This is a genomic window from Chryseobacterium sp. FG46, from assembly GCF_057809135.1.
On sequence record NZ_JBMDJJ010000001.1, the window covers coordinates 130,747 to 150,440 of the forward strand.

16 protein-coding genes are annotated in these 19,694 nt (G+C 36.4%); 8 read left to right on the top strand and 8 right to left on the bottom strand.

Features of this window, described 5'->3' with window-relative positions:
• The first annotated feature begins 164 nt into the window (after positions 1–164).
• Both ACODR7_RS00560 and ACODR7_RS00565 read left to right on the top strand, forming a co-directional pair.
• Positions 165–1,424, top strand: coding sequence for a TCR/Tet family MFS transporter (locus tag ACODR7_RS00560; RefSeq protein WP_488836406.1), 1,260 nt, complete (start codon positions 165–167; stop codon positions 1,422–1,424).
• A gap of 106 nt (positions 1,425–1,530) precedes the next feature.
• Complete coding sequence (locus ACODR7_RS00565) at positions 1,531–2,334, top strand: arylamine N-acetyltransferase family protein (RefSeq protein ID WP_488836408.1); 804 nt, start codon at positions 1,531–1,533, stop codon at positions 2,332–2,334.
• Between the two features lie 71 nt (positions 2,335–2,405).
• On the opposite strand, the gene ACODR7_RS00570 is transcribed toward ACODR7_RS00565, so the two are convergent.
• Entirely contained in the window at positions 2,406–3,353 is a 948-nt protein-coding gene (locus ACODR7_RS00570) for a hypothetical protein (protein WP_488836410.1), read from the bottom strand.
• Between the two features lie 405 nt (positions 3,354–3,758).
• Here ACODR7_RS00570 and ACODR7_RS00575 point away from each other — a divergent pair, with 405 nt between their 5' ends.
• The 4 genes from ACODR7_RS00575 to ACODR7_RS00590 all read left to right on the top strand — a co-directional run bounded on the left by ACODR7_RS00575 (position 3,759) and on the right by ACODR7_RS00590 (position 5,998).
• Positions 3,759–4,100, top strand: coding sequence for a Sec-independent protein translocase subunit TatA/TatB (locus ACODR7_RS00575; RefSeq protein WP_488836412.1), 342 nt, complete (start codon positions 3,759–3,761; stop codon positions 4,098–4,100).
• 2 nt (positions 4,101–4,102) lie between these two features.
• Positions 4,103–4,669 (top strand): phosphatase PAP2 family protein, encoded by a 567-nt coding sequence (locus ACODR7_RS00580; protein WP_076594296.1) that lies wholly within the window; start codon positions 4,103–4,105, stop codon positions 4,667–4,669.
• The gene (locus tag ACODR7_RS00585; RefSeq protein ID WP_488836415.1) at positions 4,666–5,478 is read left to right on the top strand and encodes a tetratricopeptide repeat protein; all 813 of its coding nucleotides are present in this window, start codon (positions 4,666–4,668) and stop codon (positions 5,476–5,478) included. Before ACODR7_RS00580 ends, ACODR7_RS00585 begins: the two co-directional genes overlap by 4 nt.
• Positions 5,479–5,545: 67 nt before the next feature.
• Complete coding sequence (locus tag ACODR7_RS00590; protein ID WP_488836417.1) at positions 5,546–5,998, top strand: tRNA (cytidine(34)-2'-O)-methyltransferase; 453 nt, start codon at positions 5,546–5,548, stop codon at positions 5,996–5,998.
• A 160-nt stretch (positions 5,999–6,158) separates the two neighbouring features.
• Here the strand turns inward: ACODR7_RS00590 and ACODR7_RS00595 are convergent, their stop codons facing one another.
• Complete coding sequence (locus ACODR7_RS00595; protein WP_110011124.1) at positions 6,159–6,632, bottom strand: 23S rRNA (pseudouridine(1915)-N(3))-methyltransferase RlmH; 474 nt, start codon at positions 6,630–6,632, stop codon at positions 6,159–6,161.
• Positions 6,633–7,057: 425 nt separating this feature from the next.
• Between ACODR7_RS00595 and ACODR7_RS00600 the strand changes: the two genes are divergently transcribed.
• Positions 7,058–8,071, top strand: a complete 1,014-nt coding sequence (locus ACODR7_RS00600) for a YihY/virulence factor BrkB family protein (RefSeq protein ID WP_488836419.1) — start codon at positions 7,058–7,060, stop codon at positions 8,069–8,071.
• Here the strand turns inward: ACODR7_RS00600 and nhaA are convergent.
• The 3 genes from nhaA to ACODR7_RS00615 all read right to left on the bottom strand — a co-directional run bounded on the left by nhaA (position 8,068) and on the right by ACODR7_RS00615 (position 11,935).
• Positions 8,068–9,246 (bottom strand): Na+/H+ antiporter NhaA, encoded by a 1,179-nt coding sequence (nhaA, locus tag ACODR7_RS00605; protein WP_488836421.1) that lies wholly within the window; start codon positions 9,244–9,246, stop codon positions 8,068–8,070. The two genes, ACODR7_RS00600 and nhaA, sit on opposite strands and share 4 nt — an antisense overlap.
• A 2-nt stretch (positions 9,247–9,248) precedes the next feature.
• Entirely contained in the window at positions 9,249–11,459 is a 2,211-nt protein-coding gene (locus ACODR7_RS00610; protein WP_488836423.1) for a RelA/SpoT family protein, read from the bottom strand.
• 110 nt (positions 11,460–11,569) lie between these two features.
• On the bottom strand, positions 11,570–11,935 hold the full coding sequence (locus tag ACODR7_RS00615) for a hypothetical protein (RefSeq protein ID WP_488836425.1): 366 nt from the start codon (positions 11,933–11,935) through the stop codon (positions 11,570–11,572).
• A gap of 322 nt (positions 11,936–12,257) precedes the next feature.
• Here ACODR7_RS00615 and ACODR7_RS00620 point away from each other — a divergent pair, with 322 nt between their 5' ends.
• Positions 12,258–12,419, top strand: a complete 162-nt coding sequence (locus tag ACODR7_RS00620; RefSeq protein ID WP_488836427.1) for a hypothetical protein — start codon at positions 12,258–12,260, stop codon at positions 12,417–12,419.
• A gap of 71 nt (positions 12,420–12,490) precedes the next feature.
• Here the strand turns inward: ACODR7_RS00620 and ACODR7_RS00625 are convergent, their stop codons facing one another.
• The 3 genes from ACODR7_RS00625 to ACODR7_RS00635 are packed head-to-tail and all read right to left on the bottom strand — an operon-like array spanning position 12,491 to position 19,689.
• Complete coding sequence (locus ACODR7_RS00625) at positions 12,491–12,922, bottom strand: hypothetical protein (protein ID WP_426477977.1); 432 nt, start codon at positions 12,920–12,922, stop codon at positions 12,491–12,493.
• A gap of 3 nt (positions 12,923–12,925) precedes the next feature.
• The gene (locus tag ACODR7_RS00630; protein ID WP_488836429.1) at positions 12,926–16,267 is read right to left on the bottom strand and encodes a DUF6443 domain-containing protein; all 3,342 of its coding nucleotides are present in this window, start codon (positions 16,265–16,267) and stop codon (positions 12,926–12,928) included.
• A 5-nt stretch (positions 16,268–16,272) separates the two neighbouring features.
• Positions 16,273–19,689, bottom strand: coding sequence for a hypothetical protein (locus ACODR7_RS00635; protein WP_488836431.1), 3,417 nt, complete (start codon positions 19,687–19,689; stop codon positions 16,273–16,275).
• Positions 19,690–19,694: the final 5 nt, after the last annotated feature.

Consider the following 19,694-nt stretch of genomic DNA (forward strand, 5'->3'; position numbering starts at 1 on the left):
GTAAAGGCCGTTTCGAGAGAGACGGCCTTTTTTTTAAAGTTAAAGTCAAAAAAATAACGAGTAGCTATTCATTATCATGTTGGCTTTACATTTTTTTAGTATTCATATTAACTATCCATAATTTAGAATCATTATTTTTCAGATTTGATTAATTTTGCACCATCATGGAAAATTCAAAGAAAAAAGCGGCTATAGGCTTCATATTTATTACTTTACTGATCGATATTACAGGCTGGGGTATCATCATTCCTGTTGTTCCTAAATTAATTGAGGAACTTATTCATGCAGATATCAGTGAAGCTGCAAAGTATGGCGGCTGGCTTGGATTTGCCTATGCATTTACCCAATTTATATTCTCTCCGTTAGTAGGAAACCTTAGTGACAAATACGGGAGAAGACCCATTATTCTGATTTCCCTTTTCGGATTTGCAATCGATTATATTTTCCTTGCACTGGCCCCCACAATCTGGTGGTTGTTTTTGGGAAGGATTATTGCTGGGATTACAGGAGCAAGTGTCACCACGGCCAGTGCCTACATTGCCGATATTTCTACAGATGAAGACCGGGCTAAGAATTTTGGACTGATAGGGGCTGCCTTTGGTCTGGGATTTATCATTGGACCGGTTCTGGGCGGAGTTCTTGGACATTATGGTGCAAGAGTTCCTTTCTATGCTGCAGCAGGCTTGTGTTTGCTTAATTTCCTGTACGGATATTTCATCCTTCCTGAAAGTCTGGATAAAGATAAAAGAAGAGAATTCGACTGGAAACGTGCCAATCCTATAGGTTCATTTAAGTTTTTAGGTAAGCATCCTGAAATTTCAGGCTTGATCGCTTCGTTGATCTTAATCTATATTGCAGGGCATGCCGTACAGAGTAACTGGAGCTTTTTTACAATGTATAAGTTCAGCTGGACAGAAAGAATGGTGGGAATTTCATTGGGAGTAGTAGGTTTGTTGGTGGGTCTTGTACAGGGCGGACTCATCAGATATACAACACCCAGATTGGGAGAGCAAAAAAGTATTTATTACGGACTGGCTTTCTATGCTGTGGGAATGCTGTTGTTTGCTTTTGCTTCAGAAGGCTGGATGATGTTTGTATTTTTGGTACCCTACTGTCTGGGAGGAATCTGCGGACCCGCTTTGCAATCGGTTATCACGAAAAGTGTTCCTTCCAATGAACAGGGGGAACTTCAGGGAGCATTAACGAGTTTAATGAGTGCTACATCCATTATCGGGCCACCCATGATGACTAATTTGTTTTACTATTTCACGCATGATGAAGCGCCGTTCAAATTTTCCGGTGCGCCTTTCTTTTTAGCATTTATTTTAATGGCAGTCAGTGTCGTGATTACTTATGCTGCTTTTCAGAAAAGAAATAAAAATTCAGTTGATGTAACCTCGGAAAAGGATTTTCACAAGCCATAGATTTGTTCTATTGATGTGCTATAGGTGATTTCTAAGTTACATTTTTCCATAATTTTACACGAGTGAAATCGTTTTACTCATTTTTGAAACAGGTAAAAATCAATTTATGAATACATCGGATCTGGAAAAGTATTTGGAACGGATTCATTTCTCAGGAACTCCGGAATTGAGCATGGAGACATTGAGAAAGATACATCAGCTCCATCCCAAGCATATTCCCTTTGAGAATATTGATTCCTATACGGGAATTGTTCCTTCTTTGCATTCAGATGATGTTTTCAGAAAACTGGTTATTGAATCCAGAGGTGGATATTGCTATGAACAAAACCTGCTTTTATGTGAAGTTTTAAAAACATTGGGATTCCATGTAAAGCTCCAGCTGGGAAGAGTAGTGTGGGGAAGACAGGAAGACAGTATTGCCGCACAAACCCATCTCTTGCTTATTGTTGATTTTGAAGGAGTGCATTATGTGGTGGATTGCGGATTTGGAACAGCTACACTTACTTCGCCTATACTTTTAAACAAAGAAGATCAGCAGCAAACACCCAACGGAATATTTAAAGTTTCTCATAAAAAAGAAACGTATACACTTTGGATGTGGAAAGAGCAGTGGCTTCCGGTGTACAGGTTTATTACCGAACATGTAGAACCCATTGATCTCGATATTTCCAACTGGTATCTGTCTACTCATCCGGACTCTCATTTTAAGAACAGGCTGATTCTTTCAAAAGTAGATGAAAATGCCCGCTATACCTATACGGATCATGTATTGAATATACGATCTGCTGATGGTGAAAAAGAAGCTGTAACGATAGAAAACGATATACAGCTCTACGAAATATTAATGAATACATTCGGACTTAAAGAAAATGCAATAGAAGCATTGAAGTCAAAAATCAGAATCTGGTAGAACTTATCAATACAATAAACGGGAAGCTCAGCGAGCTTCCCGTTTTGATTAAAATCTGATTTTTATGAAAATTATGGATAAAGGGATTTTGTCCCGTTACTTACAATATTACTGCCTAATCCGGAGAATGATACAGAGAAATTAGTAGAATTAAAGCTCAAAGAACCTGTAGGAGTACAAAGTCCCAGTGCATAACGGCATTGCCCGTAAGCGCCTGTTTTTTTGGTAATTTTACTTTCGCTTTTTGCTTTTCCTAAACTGATATATCCCCAGTCACTTACATCTGCATTGGACACCGTAGACCCTGAATAATAAATGGTAATCTGATATCCTGCTTCACCTCGTTTAGATCCCCAAAGCCAGTTAGCTGTCCACCATTGTTTATACCATGTAGAAACCACTTTTGAAACCTTATTGTTAGATGCTTCTGAATTTCCACGGGTATCCATCATCACAAGACCTCCGAAGATATTGTCCCAGATGATTCCTGAATCACCATAAAAACATAGTGTGGTAAATTTCCCGCTTTTGCCGTTCCATGTTACTTCCATAACCTGGGTACCTGGTTTTACTTCTTCGGTGATAGCTTCTTTTAATCCTTGTTCGGCGATTGTTAAATCCTCACCATGATACAAATTTCCAATTTTTCCGATTTTTACAGAGGATGGATCCATAATATTTCCGGAAGCAATGAACTGATCTTTATCCGTAATCAGTTTTTTAGACAGTTCTACCCCTTGTTGGGTTGAAATTTTCCCCAATACAGCCACTCCCACAATCTGTAAATCATTTTTTAAATAAGTTTCAAGATTTTTGGTGGATTCATTCAGTTGAAGTTGTACTGCTTCAGGAACAAGTTGAGAAGAAGAAGGAGTAATCTCTCTTTTCAGCTCATCTATGGTTGTCTTAGCCTGAACCGCTTCCTGCTGATTCATTTCATTGTTTTCATTCTGGCAGCTGTGGAGTACCATTACCGATAACACGGCGAAAACTTTAAAAGTAGTTACTAGTTTTTTCATAATTAATATTTGTTTGGTTGTGTATCATAAATATACATAATTGTTGCGTAATTCTCATTATTTTGAATTAAATATTTATTAATTAATAGGTGGTAGGAATTAGGTGGCAGGTCGCAGATTTCAGGTTGCAGGAATTTGGGGGTTAAGTTTGAGAGTGGGAGAGTTTGAGGGTTCAAGGTTCTTAGTTTAAGGTTGTAGATAAACAGGAATAAAAAGAACCAGCAATTCGTCCCTCGTAACAAATACACTTGGAATTCGTACCAACACCAAAAACTCGCAACCAAACAATCAACAATAAAATAAACCTCATAACCCGAAACCCCCAGAACTTTATAAAATCTTAAAATTTGTTTAAATTTTTAGTTTACATTCCATAAATGCAATAATCTTTTGTAATTTTACGTCATGGAATTAAGCATTGGAGAAATGGCACTCATTGCCATTGCAATCGTTGTATTATTCGGTCCGGATAAACTGCCTCAGATTGCGCGTGACTTAGGTGCAGGCGTTAGAAAGATGCGTGGAGCAGTGGAAGACATTAAAACCGAAATCATGAAAGAAACAGATAATCCTGTTTCTGAAATCAAGCGTGAGATTGAGAAGGTAAAAGATGCTGCAAAGGATTTCAACCCGATGAATGATATCCAGAAAGATATTCTGACGAAACCTTCTTCAGTGGCTTCCAATGAACCTCCAAAACCGAAACCTGCAGATGATGAGACTTACGAAGGACCTGTAAGCAGATAACGATGGAGGAAATCATTCAGGAAGATAAGAAGGTATTTCTTTACCTTAACAATTTGGGCGATTCATCTTTTGATCAGTTCTGGATGCTGATTTCCAGTACCTGGATCTGGGTGCCTCTTTATATTATATTTCTTTATTTTTTATACAAAAACCACAAACTAAGATCATTAGTTTTTATCCTTATATTTCTGGCTATTGGAGCAACGGTTTCTGATCAGTTGGCCAGTGTCTTCAAATATGGTGTGGCGAGGTTAAGACCTTGTCATGATCCTACTCTGGAACATCATATGAGAATTGTGAAATGCGGTGGACAGTTTGGGTTTTATTCTGCTCATGCTTCCAATACATTCTTTTTGGCATCCTTTTTAAGTATTTTGTTAAAAAATAAGCTTAAGTGGTTTCCATATGCTATATTTGTATGGGCTATAGTGGTTTCCTACAGCCGCATATATTTAGGAGTGCATTTCCCGATAGATATTTTGGTGGGGGCGTTTGTTGGATCTTTATTGGGAGTGATATTTGGTGCACTCGCCAAAAAAGTCATCAACAAACAAACTATAAATTCATGAAAAAAACTTTACTGGTAGTAACTTCCCTCTGTTTCTCAATTAATTTCTATGCCCAGGATAAAAAACTGGCTGAAGAATGCTTCCAAAAAGCTGATTATAAATGTGCAGAAGAGCAATATTTAAAACTGGCAGAAAAAGAGCAGATCCAAAAATTTCAATCGGAATATTACGATTATCTGGGCACAGCTCAGAGAAGGCTTGGAAAGACCACTCAGGCTTTTAAATCCTATGAATCTGCTTTGAAAGCCAATCCCTTATCTGTTTCCGTTTATGCCAATCTTTCATCACTTTACAGTCAGAAAGGAAATAAGGTAAAAGCGCTGGAATATATAGAAAAAGGACTTCAGGTGAATGCTGAAACTCCGGATTTATATCTTACCCGTTCCAAAATTTACGACAGCCAGGGAAAAAAAGATCTTGCCATCAAAGATCTTAATCAGATTCTGACTTTTGCTCCTGATAATCTTTTTGCAAAAACAGGGCTGGCGAATCTGAAAAAAAATAATGGTGACCTTGACGGCGCTTTAAAAGATTATAATAAACTTCTTGCTGAAAAACCGGAGTCATTGCTTTATAATGGTCGTGCAGATGTCTATTTTAAAATGAAAAAATATAAGGAAGCTCTGGCAGACGCCAACAAAGCAATATCCATAGATCCGAAATTTGCCCAGTCTTATGTAAGCAAGGCGATGATTCTATTTGATACTTCCAAACTTAAAGAAGCTTGTGAAAATCTGGATAAAGCAGTTGCTTTAGGCTATGAAAAAGCAGTCCTGACGGATTCTTATGCTAAATGTATAAAGAAATAATTAAAAAGATATTCTACCCAATCATTAAATAAATCCATACTAAAAACGAATAAAGAGATAGAGAGAGATGTTGAATATTGTTCTTGTAGAGCCTGAAATACCAAATAATACTGGAAATATCGGAAGATTATGTGTAGGAACCGAAAGCAGATTACACCTGATTCATCCCTTTGGATTTGTAATTAATGATAAAAACCTGAAGCGTTCCGGATTGGATTATTGGGTGCATCTTGATGTTTATGAATATGCAGATGTGGAAGAATGGATTAAAAATATTCCTGATCGTTCACGTGTGTTTTTAATGAGTTCACATGCTGAAAAATCATATCTTGAAACTGAGTTTCAGGACGGAGATTGGCTAGTTTTCGGAAAGGAGAGCGTGGGATTGAGTAAAGAGGTTTTAGACCGTTTTGAAAATCATTTAACCATTCCTATGTCGAAACTTATCAGGAGCTTTAATATTGCCAATTCCGTTGCTTTTGTAGTGGGTGAAGCAAAGAGGCAGATCAGCCTGAAATAGAGAGAAGTGGGCTCAAAAGTCAAATTATTTGGTTTTTGTCATTCTGAATAAAGACTGAAAGTCTGCGAACGTAGTTCAGAAATGTAGTGAAGAATCTCATAAATTGTATTGGTGAGATTCTTTCTTCGTCAGAATGACATTCTTGAGAGCCTCTTTTGTTTTAATCGTTATGATAAGGTTTTCCCTGCAGAATCTGATCAGCGCGGTAAAGCTGTTCTACAATAAACAGGCGGATCATCTGATGGGTAAACGTCATTTTGGATAAAGACATTTTCTCATTGGCTCTGCTGTAGATTTCTTCGGCGAAGCCATAAGCTCCTCCAATCAGAATATGTACTTTCTTTACAGAAGAATTCATCCAGGTATCAATCTTCTGGGAAAATTCGCGGCTGGTAAACTGTTTTCCCTTTTCATCAAGAATCACAACCAGGTCGTTTTTATCAATATGGTTTAAGAATAACTTGGCTTCTTCCTTTTTAAGGAGGTCAGGAGATAAGTTTTTGGCATTTTTTACATCCGGAATTTCTGTAATTTCAAAATTCCAGTGTTTGGGTAAACGGTTGAGATAATAATTGATTAAAGAGGTTATTTCCTTATCATCTGTTTTACCGATACAAAGTAAGCTGATTCGCATTATAAGAAGTTTCAGAGGGCAAAGATAGGGCTTCAGAGGGTAAAGTTCAAAGTTTTTGGGTATGGGTTGTGGGTTATTTTGTTGGCAGTTCTTTAAAGGTAAGGGTTAATAAATTGATTCACCTATCCCTTTTAGTAATAATAGTTTCAACAGGCTCAGCCTGACAATGTCTGAAAAACTTCGGTTGGTATTCGGGTTGTCACCCTGAGCCTGTAGAAGGCGTATCAATATCAATACCTTTGTTAATCATTAATGCCGAATATTAATTAAAGAGTTAAGTCTATAAACTGAATCTGATATTTTGTTAGAAATAGCTATTCCCTGATCCCTGCTACCCCTGACATCTATCATCGCAGCCTAATTCCGTTCTATCTTTTTCCTATTTAATTTAATTCTCCTACCTTTGTATAAAGACAAACAGATCGATGAGTGTAAAGGTTCCCAGATTTATTTTAAAGATTCAAGAGTTTTTCGACAGCATCCATATTCCTGTTTTGGGAATATCACTCTGGCAGATGTTTCAGATCTATATTTCCGGGATTTTTAAAGGAAAAATAGGGCGAAAAGCAGCGGCTATTTCCTGGAGCTTTACCATAAGTCTGTTTCCTTTTATCCTTTTTTTGCTCTCTGTACTGCCTCATATGCCGCTATATGATGAGCTTCAGTTCTATATTTTTGATGTGCTGCTGCATAATGTTTTTCCATCCAATATGGAAGGAGATGTAAAAGGGTATATCGTAAGCAATATCATTCCGAATATGAAAGGAATCAGCAACCTGACCATTCTTCTGGCCCTTGTTTTTGCTACGAACGGTACATTTTCCCTGATTAACGGGTTTAATGAGAATACAGATGAAAAATTAAGTGATGTAAAGGAGTTTATCCTTTCATTCTTTATCACCATAGGCTTTATCACTATCGTTTTCTTAACCCTTTTCGGAGTGTATTACACAGAGGTGGTAATGAAGCTTTTTAAACCTGCTTACGATGTTTCGTGGCTTGTAGATAACTTATCCAAAATTATCGGATTTGTTTCTTTCCCGCTTTTTTATTTTATACTTCTTACGCTATTTTACTGGTTGGGAACTGTTAAGATTACAAGATTCCGGCAGGCGGTTCCGGGAGCAATTCTGACCACAGTACTGTTTGTAGCTACTACTTATATTTTTGCCATTTATGTAAAGGATATTGCACGATATAATGTACTTTACGGCTCCATTGGCAGTATGATTCTACTGATGGTTTGGGTGAATGTAAATGTATATCTTCTTTTATTCGGGAATGAACTGAATATGGCGATCAGAAAGCTCAGAATAGAAAAACTGCTGTCTGATGAGATCCGGAAAGAAGCCTCAGAATATCATGCTCAGATTACTGAACCGGACTTTGATAATCATGAGGAACACAAAAGAAAACTGGAGAACCGGAAGAAAGATTAATTCTCCTCCAGTTCAGGATCTTCTTTAGAACTTACACTTAGTATGGTAAATCCGGCAATTGCAGCAATAAAGGACGCAATCAGGATCGCAAACTTCGCTTCATCCTGAATCGGAATTTCTCCTTTAAAAGAAAGCAATGCAATAAAAATAGACATGGTAAACCCGATTCCGGCTAGTAATCCTACACCAAACATCTGAAGCCAGTTGCTATTTTGAGGCAGTGAGCTGAGTTTTAATTTGATGGCAATCAATGAAAATAAATTGATACCAATCAGTTTACCTAATACCAGTCCACAGATAATTCCCAACCCTAATGTGCTTGTGACTCCTGCTACCATTTCGCTGGAAAAAGTGATATTGGTATTCGTTAAAGCAAATATCGGCATGATCAGAAAACTTACCGGGATATGAAGCTGATGCTCTAGTTTTTCTAATGGTGAGATTTCTACATTGGAAGCGTTCGTAGGAATTGAAAAAGCAAGCACAACACCTGCTATCGTAGCATGAATTCCGGAATGATGAAGGAAATACCATAAAAATAATCCCGGAATGATATAAAATACAGTTTTTGTTACTTTTAAAAAGTTTAACATAAAAAGTAAGGCTGTTACCCCAAAAGATAACAGGAGATAGCTCCAGTGGATTTGCTCTGTATAGAAAATCGCAATTACTAAAATAGCTCCCAGGTCGTCTACAATAGCTAATGCAGCTAAAAATATCTTGATAGAATTAGGAATCTTTTTACCTAACATCGAAATGATAGCCAGCGAAAATGCAATATCTGTTGCCATAGGAATTCCCCAACCATTGCTGTATTCCGTTCCTGTATTGAAAATGCTGTATATTACAGCAGGAACAAGCATTCCGCCAACGGCTGCAAAAATAGGGAGGGAAGCATTTTTAAAAGATGAAAGTTCACCTTCTACAAGTTCACGTTTTATTTCAAGGCCTACCAGAAGGAAAAATACAGCCATCAGTCCGTCATTGATCCAGATGCTGATAGGATACTCCAATCCAAAAAGATGAGTGCCTGCTTCCAGGTTTAAAAAATGCTGAAAGTCCTCCGCAGCAGATGAGTTGGCAATAAGCAATGAAATAAGCACACAGAAAATAAGAATAATTCCTGAAGACTGACTGTTGTTGAAAAATTTTTTAAAATAAAGGGATAAATTCATGTTTATGATTGTACTCGTCTCACTCTTGAAACTCCGTTAATATTTTTAAGTTTTTTAAAGGTCTCTTCCAGCTGGCCTTTATTTTTGACTTCGAGGTTGATATTTCCTGTGAAAACACCATTGTTGGATTCAATAGACATACTTTTCATATCCATCCCCATACTTCCACTGATGACCGTTGTGATATCATTAATCATCCCCATTCTGTCAAGTCCTTCAATTTCAATTTTTACTCTGTTCATGAAGCTTTCCGCATTCACCCACTTGGCAGGAATGACGCGGTAATCATACTGTGCTCTCAGATTGATGGCATTCGGACAGTTGTCACTATGTACCTTGATTCCGTCTGAGATCGTAATAAATCCGAAGATTTTGTCTCCCGGAATTACTGTGCAGCATTTTGCATAGGTGTAGTTAAGTTTCTCTTCATCTTTTCCAAAGACAATCATGTCAAGGTTTTCCTCTTTAAGATCCTCGAAATGCTGACTTTTATTAGGTGATTTTCTGAATCTTGAAAGTAAGTTATTGAATACGTTTTTGCTTTCTATATATTTTCTCAGGCTGCTTACATCCAGTTCATTACTTTGGAATTTAAGGAAGAGCTCCTGAGATGATTTTAAATTAAAGAATTTTTGAAGTTTATTAATTTCATCATCATTAAAATTGATTTTCGCATGACGAAGTTTTCTCTGCAGGATTTCTTTTCCTTCTTCTACCAGCTGGTTTTTCTGAGAGTTCAGATAACTCTTGATTTTGGATTTGGCTTTCGAAGTCACAACGAATTCCAGCCAATCCGATTTAGGTTTCTGGTTTTGGGAAGACAGGATATCTACCTGATCTCCGTTTTGAAGAATGTAAGAAATAGGAACCAGTTTTCCGTTGATTTTGGCTCCCAGACATTTCATTCCCAGATCGGAGTGAACAGAGAAGGCAAAATCTAAAGCAGTAGCATTGGTCGGAAGGATTTTAATTTCTCCTTTTGGCGTAAAGACAAATACTTCTTTGGAATATAAGTTAAGCTTAATATTGTCCAAAAGTTCCGAAGTGGAAAGGTTCTGCTGCTGTTCAAGTACTTCACGGATCTCGGTTACCCATTTTTCAAAATTTCTGTCATCAGAACTCTGTTTGTAACCTTCTTTGTATTTATAGTGTGCAGCAACTCCTTTTTCAGCAATTTCATCCATTCTTTCGGAACGGATCTGTACTTCAATCCATTTTTTGTCCGGTCCTAAAACGGTTAAATGTAAACTTTCGTATCCTGTGGAACGGGGCTGCGTAATCCAGTCACGCATTCTGGAAGGGTTACTGTGGTATACATCCGTAACGATAGAGTAGATCTTCCACGCCAGGAATTTTTCATTTTTCGCATCAGATTTATAAATAATTCTGATGGCGTAGTTGTCAAACACCTCTTCAAAGGAAACCCCCTGTTTCAGCATCTTTCTGTAAATGGAAGAAATGGCTTTAGCACGGCCTTTGATTTTAAAGTTTAAGCCTTCTTCATGAAGTCTTTCGGATACTTCCTTCTTAAATTCTTCGATATATCTTTCACGGCTTTCCTTGGCCAGTTCCAATTTCTCTGTGATCTCGTTGTATACTTCGGGGCTGTTATATTTTAAGGAAAGATCTTCCAGCTCAGATTTAATATTGTATAATCCAAGACGGTGAGCCATGGGAGCATAGATATACACTGTTTCCGAAGCAATTTTTTTCTGCTTATCCGGAGCCATGCTTTCCAGAGTTCTCATATTATGGAGGCGGTCTGCAATTTTAATCAGAATCACCCTGAAATCCTCGGATAATGTCAACAACAGTTTTCTGTAGTTTTCAGACTGCACAGAAATATTCTGGTGGTTCATGATGGAAATTTTCGTTAATCCATTCACGATATTGGCAATCTTTTCTCCGAATATTTTTTTTAGGTCTTCGTAGGTATAGTCTGAATCTTCAATCACGTCATGCAAAAGTGCACAGGCAATAGAAGTTGCACCCAGCCCAATTTCTGTAGCTACAATCTTAGCAACAGCAATAGGGTGGTAGATGTAAGGTTCTCCGGATTTCCTCCTTTGATCCTTATGGGCATCCAGTGCGATGTCGAATGCCTTTCGGATGAGTTTATTGTTTTCCTCATCCAATGTTCTGTATGTGTTAGAAATCAAATCCTTATATCTGGCAAGGATCTCTTTATTCTCTTGTTCTAAATCGTAGCTCATTTGTGCATATGCCTATAATTAGACGAAAATACGAAAATTTTTAGTTTTTTCAAACATAAAAGATCCGCAGTATACACTACGGATCTTCGGTTATTAGATTTTTATATCGATTAGAATTTCACTTCAGAATTCATACCGTCGCTTGACGTTTTGATTTTAATTTCCGGGCTGTTATGAATTTCAGCTCTGTTTCTTGCATCAATATACCTTTTGATCGTATCATAATTGGTTTCATTGATGTTCATGTTTTCAAATAAATAGGACTTTAAAGCAGCGTTCTGAATAAACGCATTCCGTGCAAGGTCAATCTGATTGATATCATTTACGGTAACACTTGCCAGATATTGGGAATTACCGGAACCATCATTAAGGTATATCATGTAATCTGAATTTTCAAATCCTGAATTTTCCAGATCACTTTCCAGTTTTTTGTAGTCGCTGTGATAATCAAATAGTCCAGCTAATATATGTGACATAGTTAATTGGTTTTAAGTTCCCATTAAAGTTACTAATAATTTTCTGATTATCATTGCATTTGAGCCAATAAAATTTGTTAATTAATATCCTGTTTTTAATAGATAAGGGTAATGTTTAAGAATGATTATTGAACAGGTGTTTAATTTTAACAATTGGATAATATTTGTCTTTTGAAACCTTGACACCTCTTTCTTTTTGTTTTCCATTTGAAGACAGAAGACCATAAACAAAAAACTTCACAAATTGCGAGTTTTTTTATTATCTGCCACACGAAAGGATTCGTTCGGGAGCGCGGGTGAGGAAGTAAAACGATCTATTGAGATGGCCACGCAACTGGCAGAAGCCTTAGAAGTATCTCTGGATTATCTCGTACGGTCTACGGATGTTCTTTTGGAAAAAAATATCGTCTCTAAAATTCTCGACATCCAAAAACTAAAAGAGAACGACAGACAACACGTCTTCGCTCTTCCTTATACAAACTAAATTGCAAAGCATTATGTAATACCCAAACCCCTTGCAAATTGCAAGGGGTTTGGGTATTACATGGCTTAAATTTACATAAAAGAACGAGCTTTATTAGTATATTCAATTTTATAATGATTTTTATCTTTTCCAATATATATAAACTTATATTTTGGCAATTGTTCTTTATTCAATTTTATTTCCTGCTTCTTGTCAATAGTGATAATAATTTCTTTATCATTAAAAATTACACAAGCGGTTGTAAATCCAAGCATTGGCATAGTTTTACCTCTTTTATCAAGAATTAAACTATCTCCATTTTTGACTGTTATAATATTGTCAAATTCAGATGTAAAGGTTAAGAAAGATTTGTTTTTATCGTGTGCATTAAATTTTTTAATCATAACTTTTGAACGTACATTATCAACAACGTCCATCTCCGTTCCGTATATTTCGGATGTTTTTACAGTTGAACAACTGATAAAAACAAATAAGCAAAAGATTATTATATTAAATTTTTTCATTATCTAGTTTTTTGGTTGTTGTTCTTCTACTAACTTTATAGCATTAGTTCTTTGTTCTGGAGTTATTTTTGTTCCAGGACCTCCCTCTCTCATTAAGTTGTCTGGAGTAGATTTTAAAGTTGCTTTATCATTATGACGAATTCCTAATGTATGGCCTGTTTCATGAGCTCCTGTTTTAGCGACATCAGATCTATTCTTATTATCAAAATTTAATTGATCCTTCTTTTCATCCCAACCGAGCCCGTCCGTAGTAATAACATTGATTTGAGTTCTATTTGTCTGTGTATTGTTGTTGGTATCAGTCATTCCGTTGGTATAGTATGTAGCATCCGTATTCTCTCCATTTTTAAAATCATCAACATTATTAGTATCATACCCTATATTATAATCCCAAATCATAGTAGATTTATCGCTCTGGCTAAACGTAATATTAACTTGATTACCAGCAGAGTCTTTTCCTCCAAAAGAAGAAACGATTTGAGCTTCTCGTTCTTTTAACAAGGTAGACATTTGCGCATTAGAAAGAACCCCTCCCGTATTATTTACAGGCTTGTATGTAAGATGTAAATTGACAGTTTTATTTTCCAAGTTCCTACTCGCTACCCATTCTAATCCTTCTAATTCTCTACCGTCAATTACACGATTTTCTGCAAATGCATAGGTGCTATTATATGGAAAAGATTCCGCAAGCGGATCAATATTAAAGAACCTTCCCACATCGGGCATATAATTTCTCCACTTAAACGAGTAAAAACCAGTCTCCTGTAATTCCTGTCCTTGAAACTTATAATTATAAGGCACTCCTCCAAAAGGAACCGGTACAATAGGTCCGTTCTGGTGTTTTAACCCAAAAGGATAATAGTTGTTGACATCAATAACCTCAAGTGCAGTACCATTATTCTTATAGCTCACCCTTGTATTTCCTAAATGATCCGTGTAATTGTAAATATACTTATTTTCAGTAAAATCATAATACCCTTCTGAGGTAGGTACAAATTTCAATACCGGAACGGTATAAAGGGATGCTGAGGTATCATATGCATGCCTGTTATCATACTGGAAACCGTCTAGGTAATTGGTTTCTATGGACCCGTTCATACTATATGTTTTAGCTACTTTCGTGCCATCTGCCCTGTAGGTATAGCTGGTGTTGGAAATACCTATCAACCCTTCGTTAACTGAAATATAACTAGGCAAATTCAGGTAATTGTAAATGATCTTCATTTTTTTATCAGGATGATCCGTCATATTCCCATTAAGATTATAAGCCATCGTTCCCTGCAAAGCATTGTATCCTGAACGGTTGTTAATACCCCCTGAAGGAAGAGTAATTTTATCCAGGGTATTACTTTTGTCCCCATTCTGATAATTATAGATCAGATCATCAATCTTCTCTGCGGTAGTTCCCCCGGAAACGGGCCATGAAAATCTTTTTAAGGTTTTAATATTTCCGTTGAGATCATAACTCAGCTCTTCATTAAAATAATTATTCTGGGCTACAGAAGAATTGGGCTCGGAATACACTCCTTTCAACATCCTGTTTAAAGCATCATACTGATAATTGTATCTTTTCAATCCTTCTGCACTGGAAATATTCCAATCGATCTCAGCAATATTTCCATTAAACCTTCCTGTTGACGTATTGGTATACACAGGATTGTTATACTTCATTTCATATCCAAATAATTTTCCATTGAGGTTTGCCGGATCATTAACCTTAGTCATCCAGCCCCGGATATTGTATTGATAAGTAATGGTCTGTAATGGAGATATTGCAACTGTTCCTCCTACTTTCTTGGATTCCAGCTGGGAAATTTCATTATACTTATTCTGGGCAAGGTATTCAACAGGATTGTTGCCTACCTGATGGGTATGGGTCAGAAGCCTGTTCTGGGGATCGTAGGTGAATTTTTCCACGATGACTTTTTCAGGATCTGAACCCAGTCTTCTATGGTAGGTATTAGTCTGAAGGATTACTCCCGAAAAATCAAGTTTATTGTTGATCACAGTATAACCTCCTAAATGATTGTTGCTTCTTGAACCAATGTTTCTTCCCTTCGTATCGTACCAGATAAAATTCCTGGTCCATTTATCATCTTCTATATTTTTGATATAGGAAGCGGTAAGGAGTCCTTTGGTAGTTTGTTCAATAGCCGGATTGTCCGTAAGAAGAGGCTGCGCAAACACATTGGTCACTGCAGATGACCCCGGAGGATAAGTATCGTAATAATTGACACTTAGTATCTGGCTAACACTGGAAGGAGTGGAAAGTTTGGTATAATATACAGCCATACCATTTAAGGTAAATCCGGCCGCAGCGGTTCTGGTTTCATATAAATTAGCATTGACATTGGCACTATTTTGCATTGAAGCCCTGCTGGCAGTATTATTTGTAATTCCCGTGTAAACGGTTCTTCCAAATTGGTCATATTTGGTAAAGAGCCATTGTCCTTTTCCTTTAAGCTCAGTATCCTGAGTCAGAATAAGCTGGTCAGCTTTATTATACACCATATATTCCCAGCCTTTACCAGGCAGTTTCTTTTCTACCAGACGATTTCTCCCGTCATATTTATACTGATAGCATAAATCATTCAGTATGGTATTGGGATCTGCTTCTACAGAAGCCTTGGGAGGAATTACATAAGCCAGCTGGTTATAATCATTGTAAACATAATAAGTATCTGCGTTTTCTGTAGCAGTGATTACTTTTCTGACCAATACAATCTGTCCCTGCACGTTTTTAAATTCAATGGTTGGGTTTCCGTCTTCATCGGTAACCGTATTTTTATACAGCTGCCCTGTTCCGTAGGTTCCGGATAAGGTGAGTTGGGAAGTAAAATTGGTATAGTTAAAAGTGGCGGTGTATTTTTTAACCTCGCCATCTGTATTGGCATCATATCCAAACTGTACAGGCTTGTTGTCCCAGGCAGTTCCGACCTGTTTTTGCGCTAAAATACGGTCTAATGGCGAATTTTCCAGAATCTTCTCTGAGTAGATCTTTTCATTGCCATAGGTTGTTGGATAACCCCCCAAAGGACCTGAATAGTAACTTCCGTTGGCTGTAGAAAGCTGGGGAACAGGAAGATAATCTTTCACCTGTCTTCCAAACGGATCATATTCGATATGGGTCACAACATCACGACCTAAAGGTGAGGCTTTTACATTAATGATTTGCTTGGGTCTTCCGAGTCCATCAAAATACTGAACCGTTTCAGAGGTTTTAACATTAGCAAGTGCAGGATCTGACAAATACGTCTTGGAGTAGACATAATTTTCCGTATTGGTAAGCTGCCCCTGGGCAGTTCCTATTATGAGAATCCCTATGGGAATTAATATTTTTTTCATCGGTTTTAGTTTTTATAGTTGTATTTCATTTCTTTCAGCACTTTGCCATTCAAATCAATCACTTTTTCAAGTCGGTTAGCTGAATCATAGACATAGCTTTCTCTGATTCCTGAAGGTGGGGTGATGCTTCTTACTCCAATTAAAGGATCGTAGGTGTAGGTAGTGATCTGATAACTGGATAATGCAGTATTATTTCTGAAGGTATTCAACGCAGATAAAAATGAGGTTTCATCATTACCAGGGCCTGCTGATGCATCTGTATTGGAGGCATTAACAATTTCTAAAATACCGGGAGACATTCCTGATAAACGTGCGTAAGTAATTCCTTCTATCTTAGCTATTGGCTGGGTTTGGTTATATCCCCATACAATACAAACAGGAATTCCTTCTTTTATAGTATACTGTAGTAGATTTCCTTTTTCATCATATTTATCATAAGTCACTTCCTTAGAAACAACATTCTGTAAATCTGTAGAATTTACCTGGTAAGGTAATGCCAATCCCGAAGTTTTTGTATCTGCTTCAGCCTGATTTAGTGGATATAAAGATTCCACTTTTGAAATCGTGATAGTATTCTTTTGGGTTTCCGTTTCCAATGATGTTCCAATCATATTTTTACCAGTCAAATATTGATTGTTTTTTTCTTTAGCATATTTATATTTTGAAATATAAGTATCTGTTCCCAATACATTTTGAGTGACACTTATAGGATAATCTTCCTGATTATACGTTGTGTTCGTTGTTTTAATAACAGAATTCTGAACTCCATTTTTGTAGAAATATGTTTTTTCTTCTTTTTGATTAGGCAGTGTTATTCCAAACTTTTCAAAACCTTTATATGGGTTAGTGAGCATTACTCCAATGTGTAATTGATTATAAAGCGCTTGATAACTACTGAAACCAAAAAGTTCGGAAACCATATTCTTTTCATAATTGTCATAAAGCTTAATTGCATCATTTTTTTCAAATTCAGTTGTAGTATATTGCGTTGTTGTTTCTGAAATAATCTGACCTGCTGCATTGTAAACCTTTTCTGATACTGGTTGTCCTCTTAAGTAATCCAGATTAGGAATAGGTATAACAGGGGGTACCGTAGATAAAATTCCATCATTTGGATAATCTATGGGAGATCTGAATGTATGAACTGTCTTCCCTTTTCCATTGCCATCTTTATCTTTTTGTTCAACAATTACATATTTATATCCCACATCAGAACCCTGTGTTTTCTGAACCGGTAGAATATTATAATCTGTGGTTACTTTAAAATCAGCGCTATAGGTAATTGTAGGATTATAAAACTTATTTCTATAGGTGTAACTATCATCAAAGCTTGTGATCGGCTCCGGGAAGACAAGAGCACCACTGCTTTTTTGCGGATCATTAATGTCTTTATAGTCATAAAAAAGTCCTTTGGCTGGTTCTGTAGAGGTCAGTGTATCGAAATATTTAATATTATTAATTCTGATACCTCCACCTTTTTTAGTCAGGAAGCTATTAAAATAGTGCTCTTTCGTATAAGCTGTAAGATAATATGAGATAGGTACTTGAGTAATTCCTTTACTTCCTGTTAATGATAAATAGTAGGTTCCCGGTTGTAAAGTAACTGTTTCATAGTCATATTCTGTAAGAGGTTCTCCGTTTGGTCCTAAGTTCTGATTCATGCACTGAGCGCCACTGTTACTGATACAAGACTGCCAGCTTAAGCCAAAATCCGCAAGGGAAGCAGAGTAGGTATTGTCTGCGTTTTTTTTATAAATATAAAAATGCCAATTGGAATAAATTAGATTTCCGAGATCAAGATGAAGCTTGACTTTTTGTGGAGTCTGAATGGTGAAGAATTCTTCTTTTATTGATGAACTAAACGTATTTAAATCATAGGATACAAAAGTATTATCTGTGTCAATCCATTCCCCTGTTACAGGTTCTGTTCCATTGATATAGCTATAAATATTTTCTCCAAAATCAAATACTGCTTTTCCTTTTGTAGGATATGTTAAAGATTTTAAAACGTCTGTTCTGTACGCATCACTATCTCCTTTATAATATCCCCATTTATCTTTTTGAAGTATTCCTGAATTACTATAATAATCTAAGTTGTATTCCTGATTTTGTGCATTGGGAGCTGTCTTGGTAACTTTTGCCAGCATCATTTTCTGCAACGTTTTCATCGTACCATTTTCAGGTTGTAAATTTGTATTTGAATACCCATAATCCAACACATATTTATCTATGTATTGTTGTGTATTTTGCCCAATATAATTTGACTGAACAGATTTTAATTTATAAAGTTCTGCAGGCTCCATATAATTTGAATCCAGCCTTCCCTTTTCATAATTTAAATAAATTGACCCTTTTCCTAAGACATCAATGCTTGTTAACAACTTGGTATTGGTTGTATTATAAACATACTGCGTTTCAAAAGCTCCAGGCATACTTCCATCAGAGATTTCAGTGCTTCCACTGGTGTTGGAATATTGTACATTTCCAGCAAGTCGCTTAATTGTAGTCGGGGTTTCTTCAAATTTAACAACAGAATTGAGATTATAATTAAAAGTAGCAAGAGTAGTATTATTCTGATCTTTGATATTTATCAGATTAAATGCAGCCCAATAATTTGCAATATCCATACTTGGGTTAGGGTTACCTATGCCGCTTATAATACCTATTTTTACACTAGTAATAGATTTTTGAGATTTTTCCATCCCTTCAAAAGTGTATCTGATTCCTTTATCATCAACAATAGTAAAACTGGTAATTTCAGCCGGAGCAATATCATTAATGATGATCTGTAAATTATTTTTGTCCAATTTTTCAGGTTTATAATTTCCATTATCATCTTTTATAATATAAAATCTTCCTGACTGCCCCATAAAATTGTATTGATACAGATCGTATTCCGTATCATATTTTCCCATGGCTGCCTCAAAGCTATAATCATTAAGATCAATTATTTGATCCTTCATTAATTTTGAAGTTGGATTATAAATTTCATTATAAATACCATATTTTGTTTTTGGAGGAGAAGAGAATGGGATGGTTCTATTTTTCTCATCAGGGTTTCCTCCCCTAACTGTTCGGGAAATTGTTCCTCCTGCAATAATGCTCCAACCTAATCCTGTTTCACTAGCTCTGTCTTCAGGTTTAGCATTTAAGGGGTGGTATTTTAGCTGTACAGCCATTACAACTTTAGGATTGATTGTTGGAATGCTGACTAAAGGAATATTAATATCAGGAATCCCTGTATAATAACTTACAGGAACTTCTTCAAATTTCATTAAATTGTTAGAAGTGGGTGCGGAAGCAAACATTTGGTTTATATCTCCAACATAACTTTTAGGATCACCTCCTATTCCAGACTGTGCAAGAACTATATTGTGTAGTGAAGCTAGTAATATAACTATAGCTATCGTATTTTTCTTCATGAATT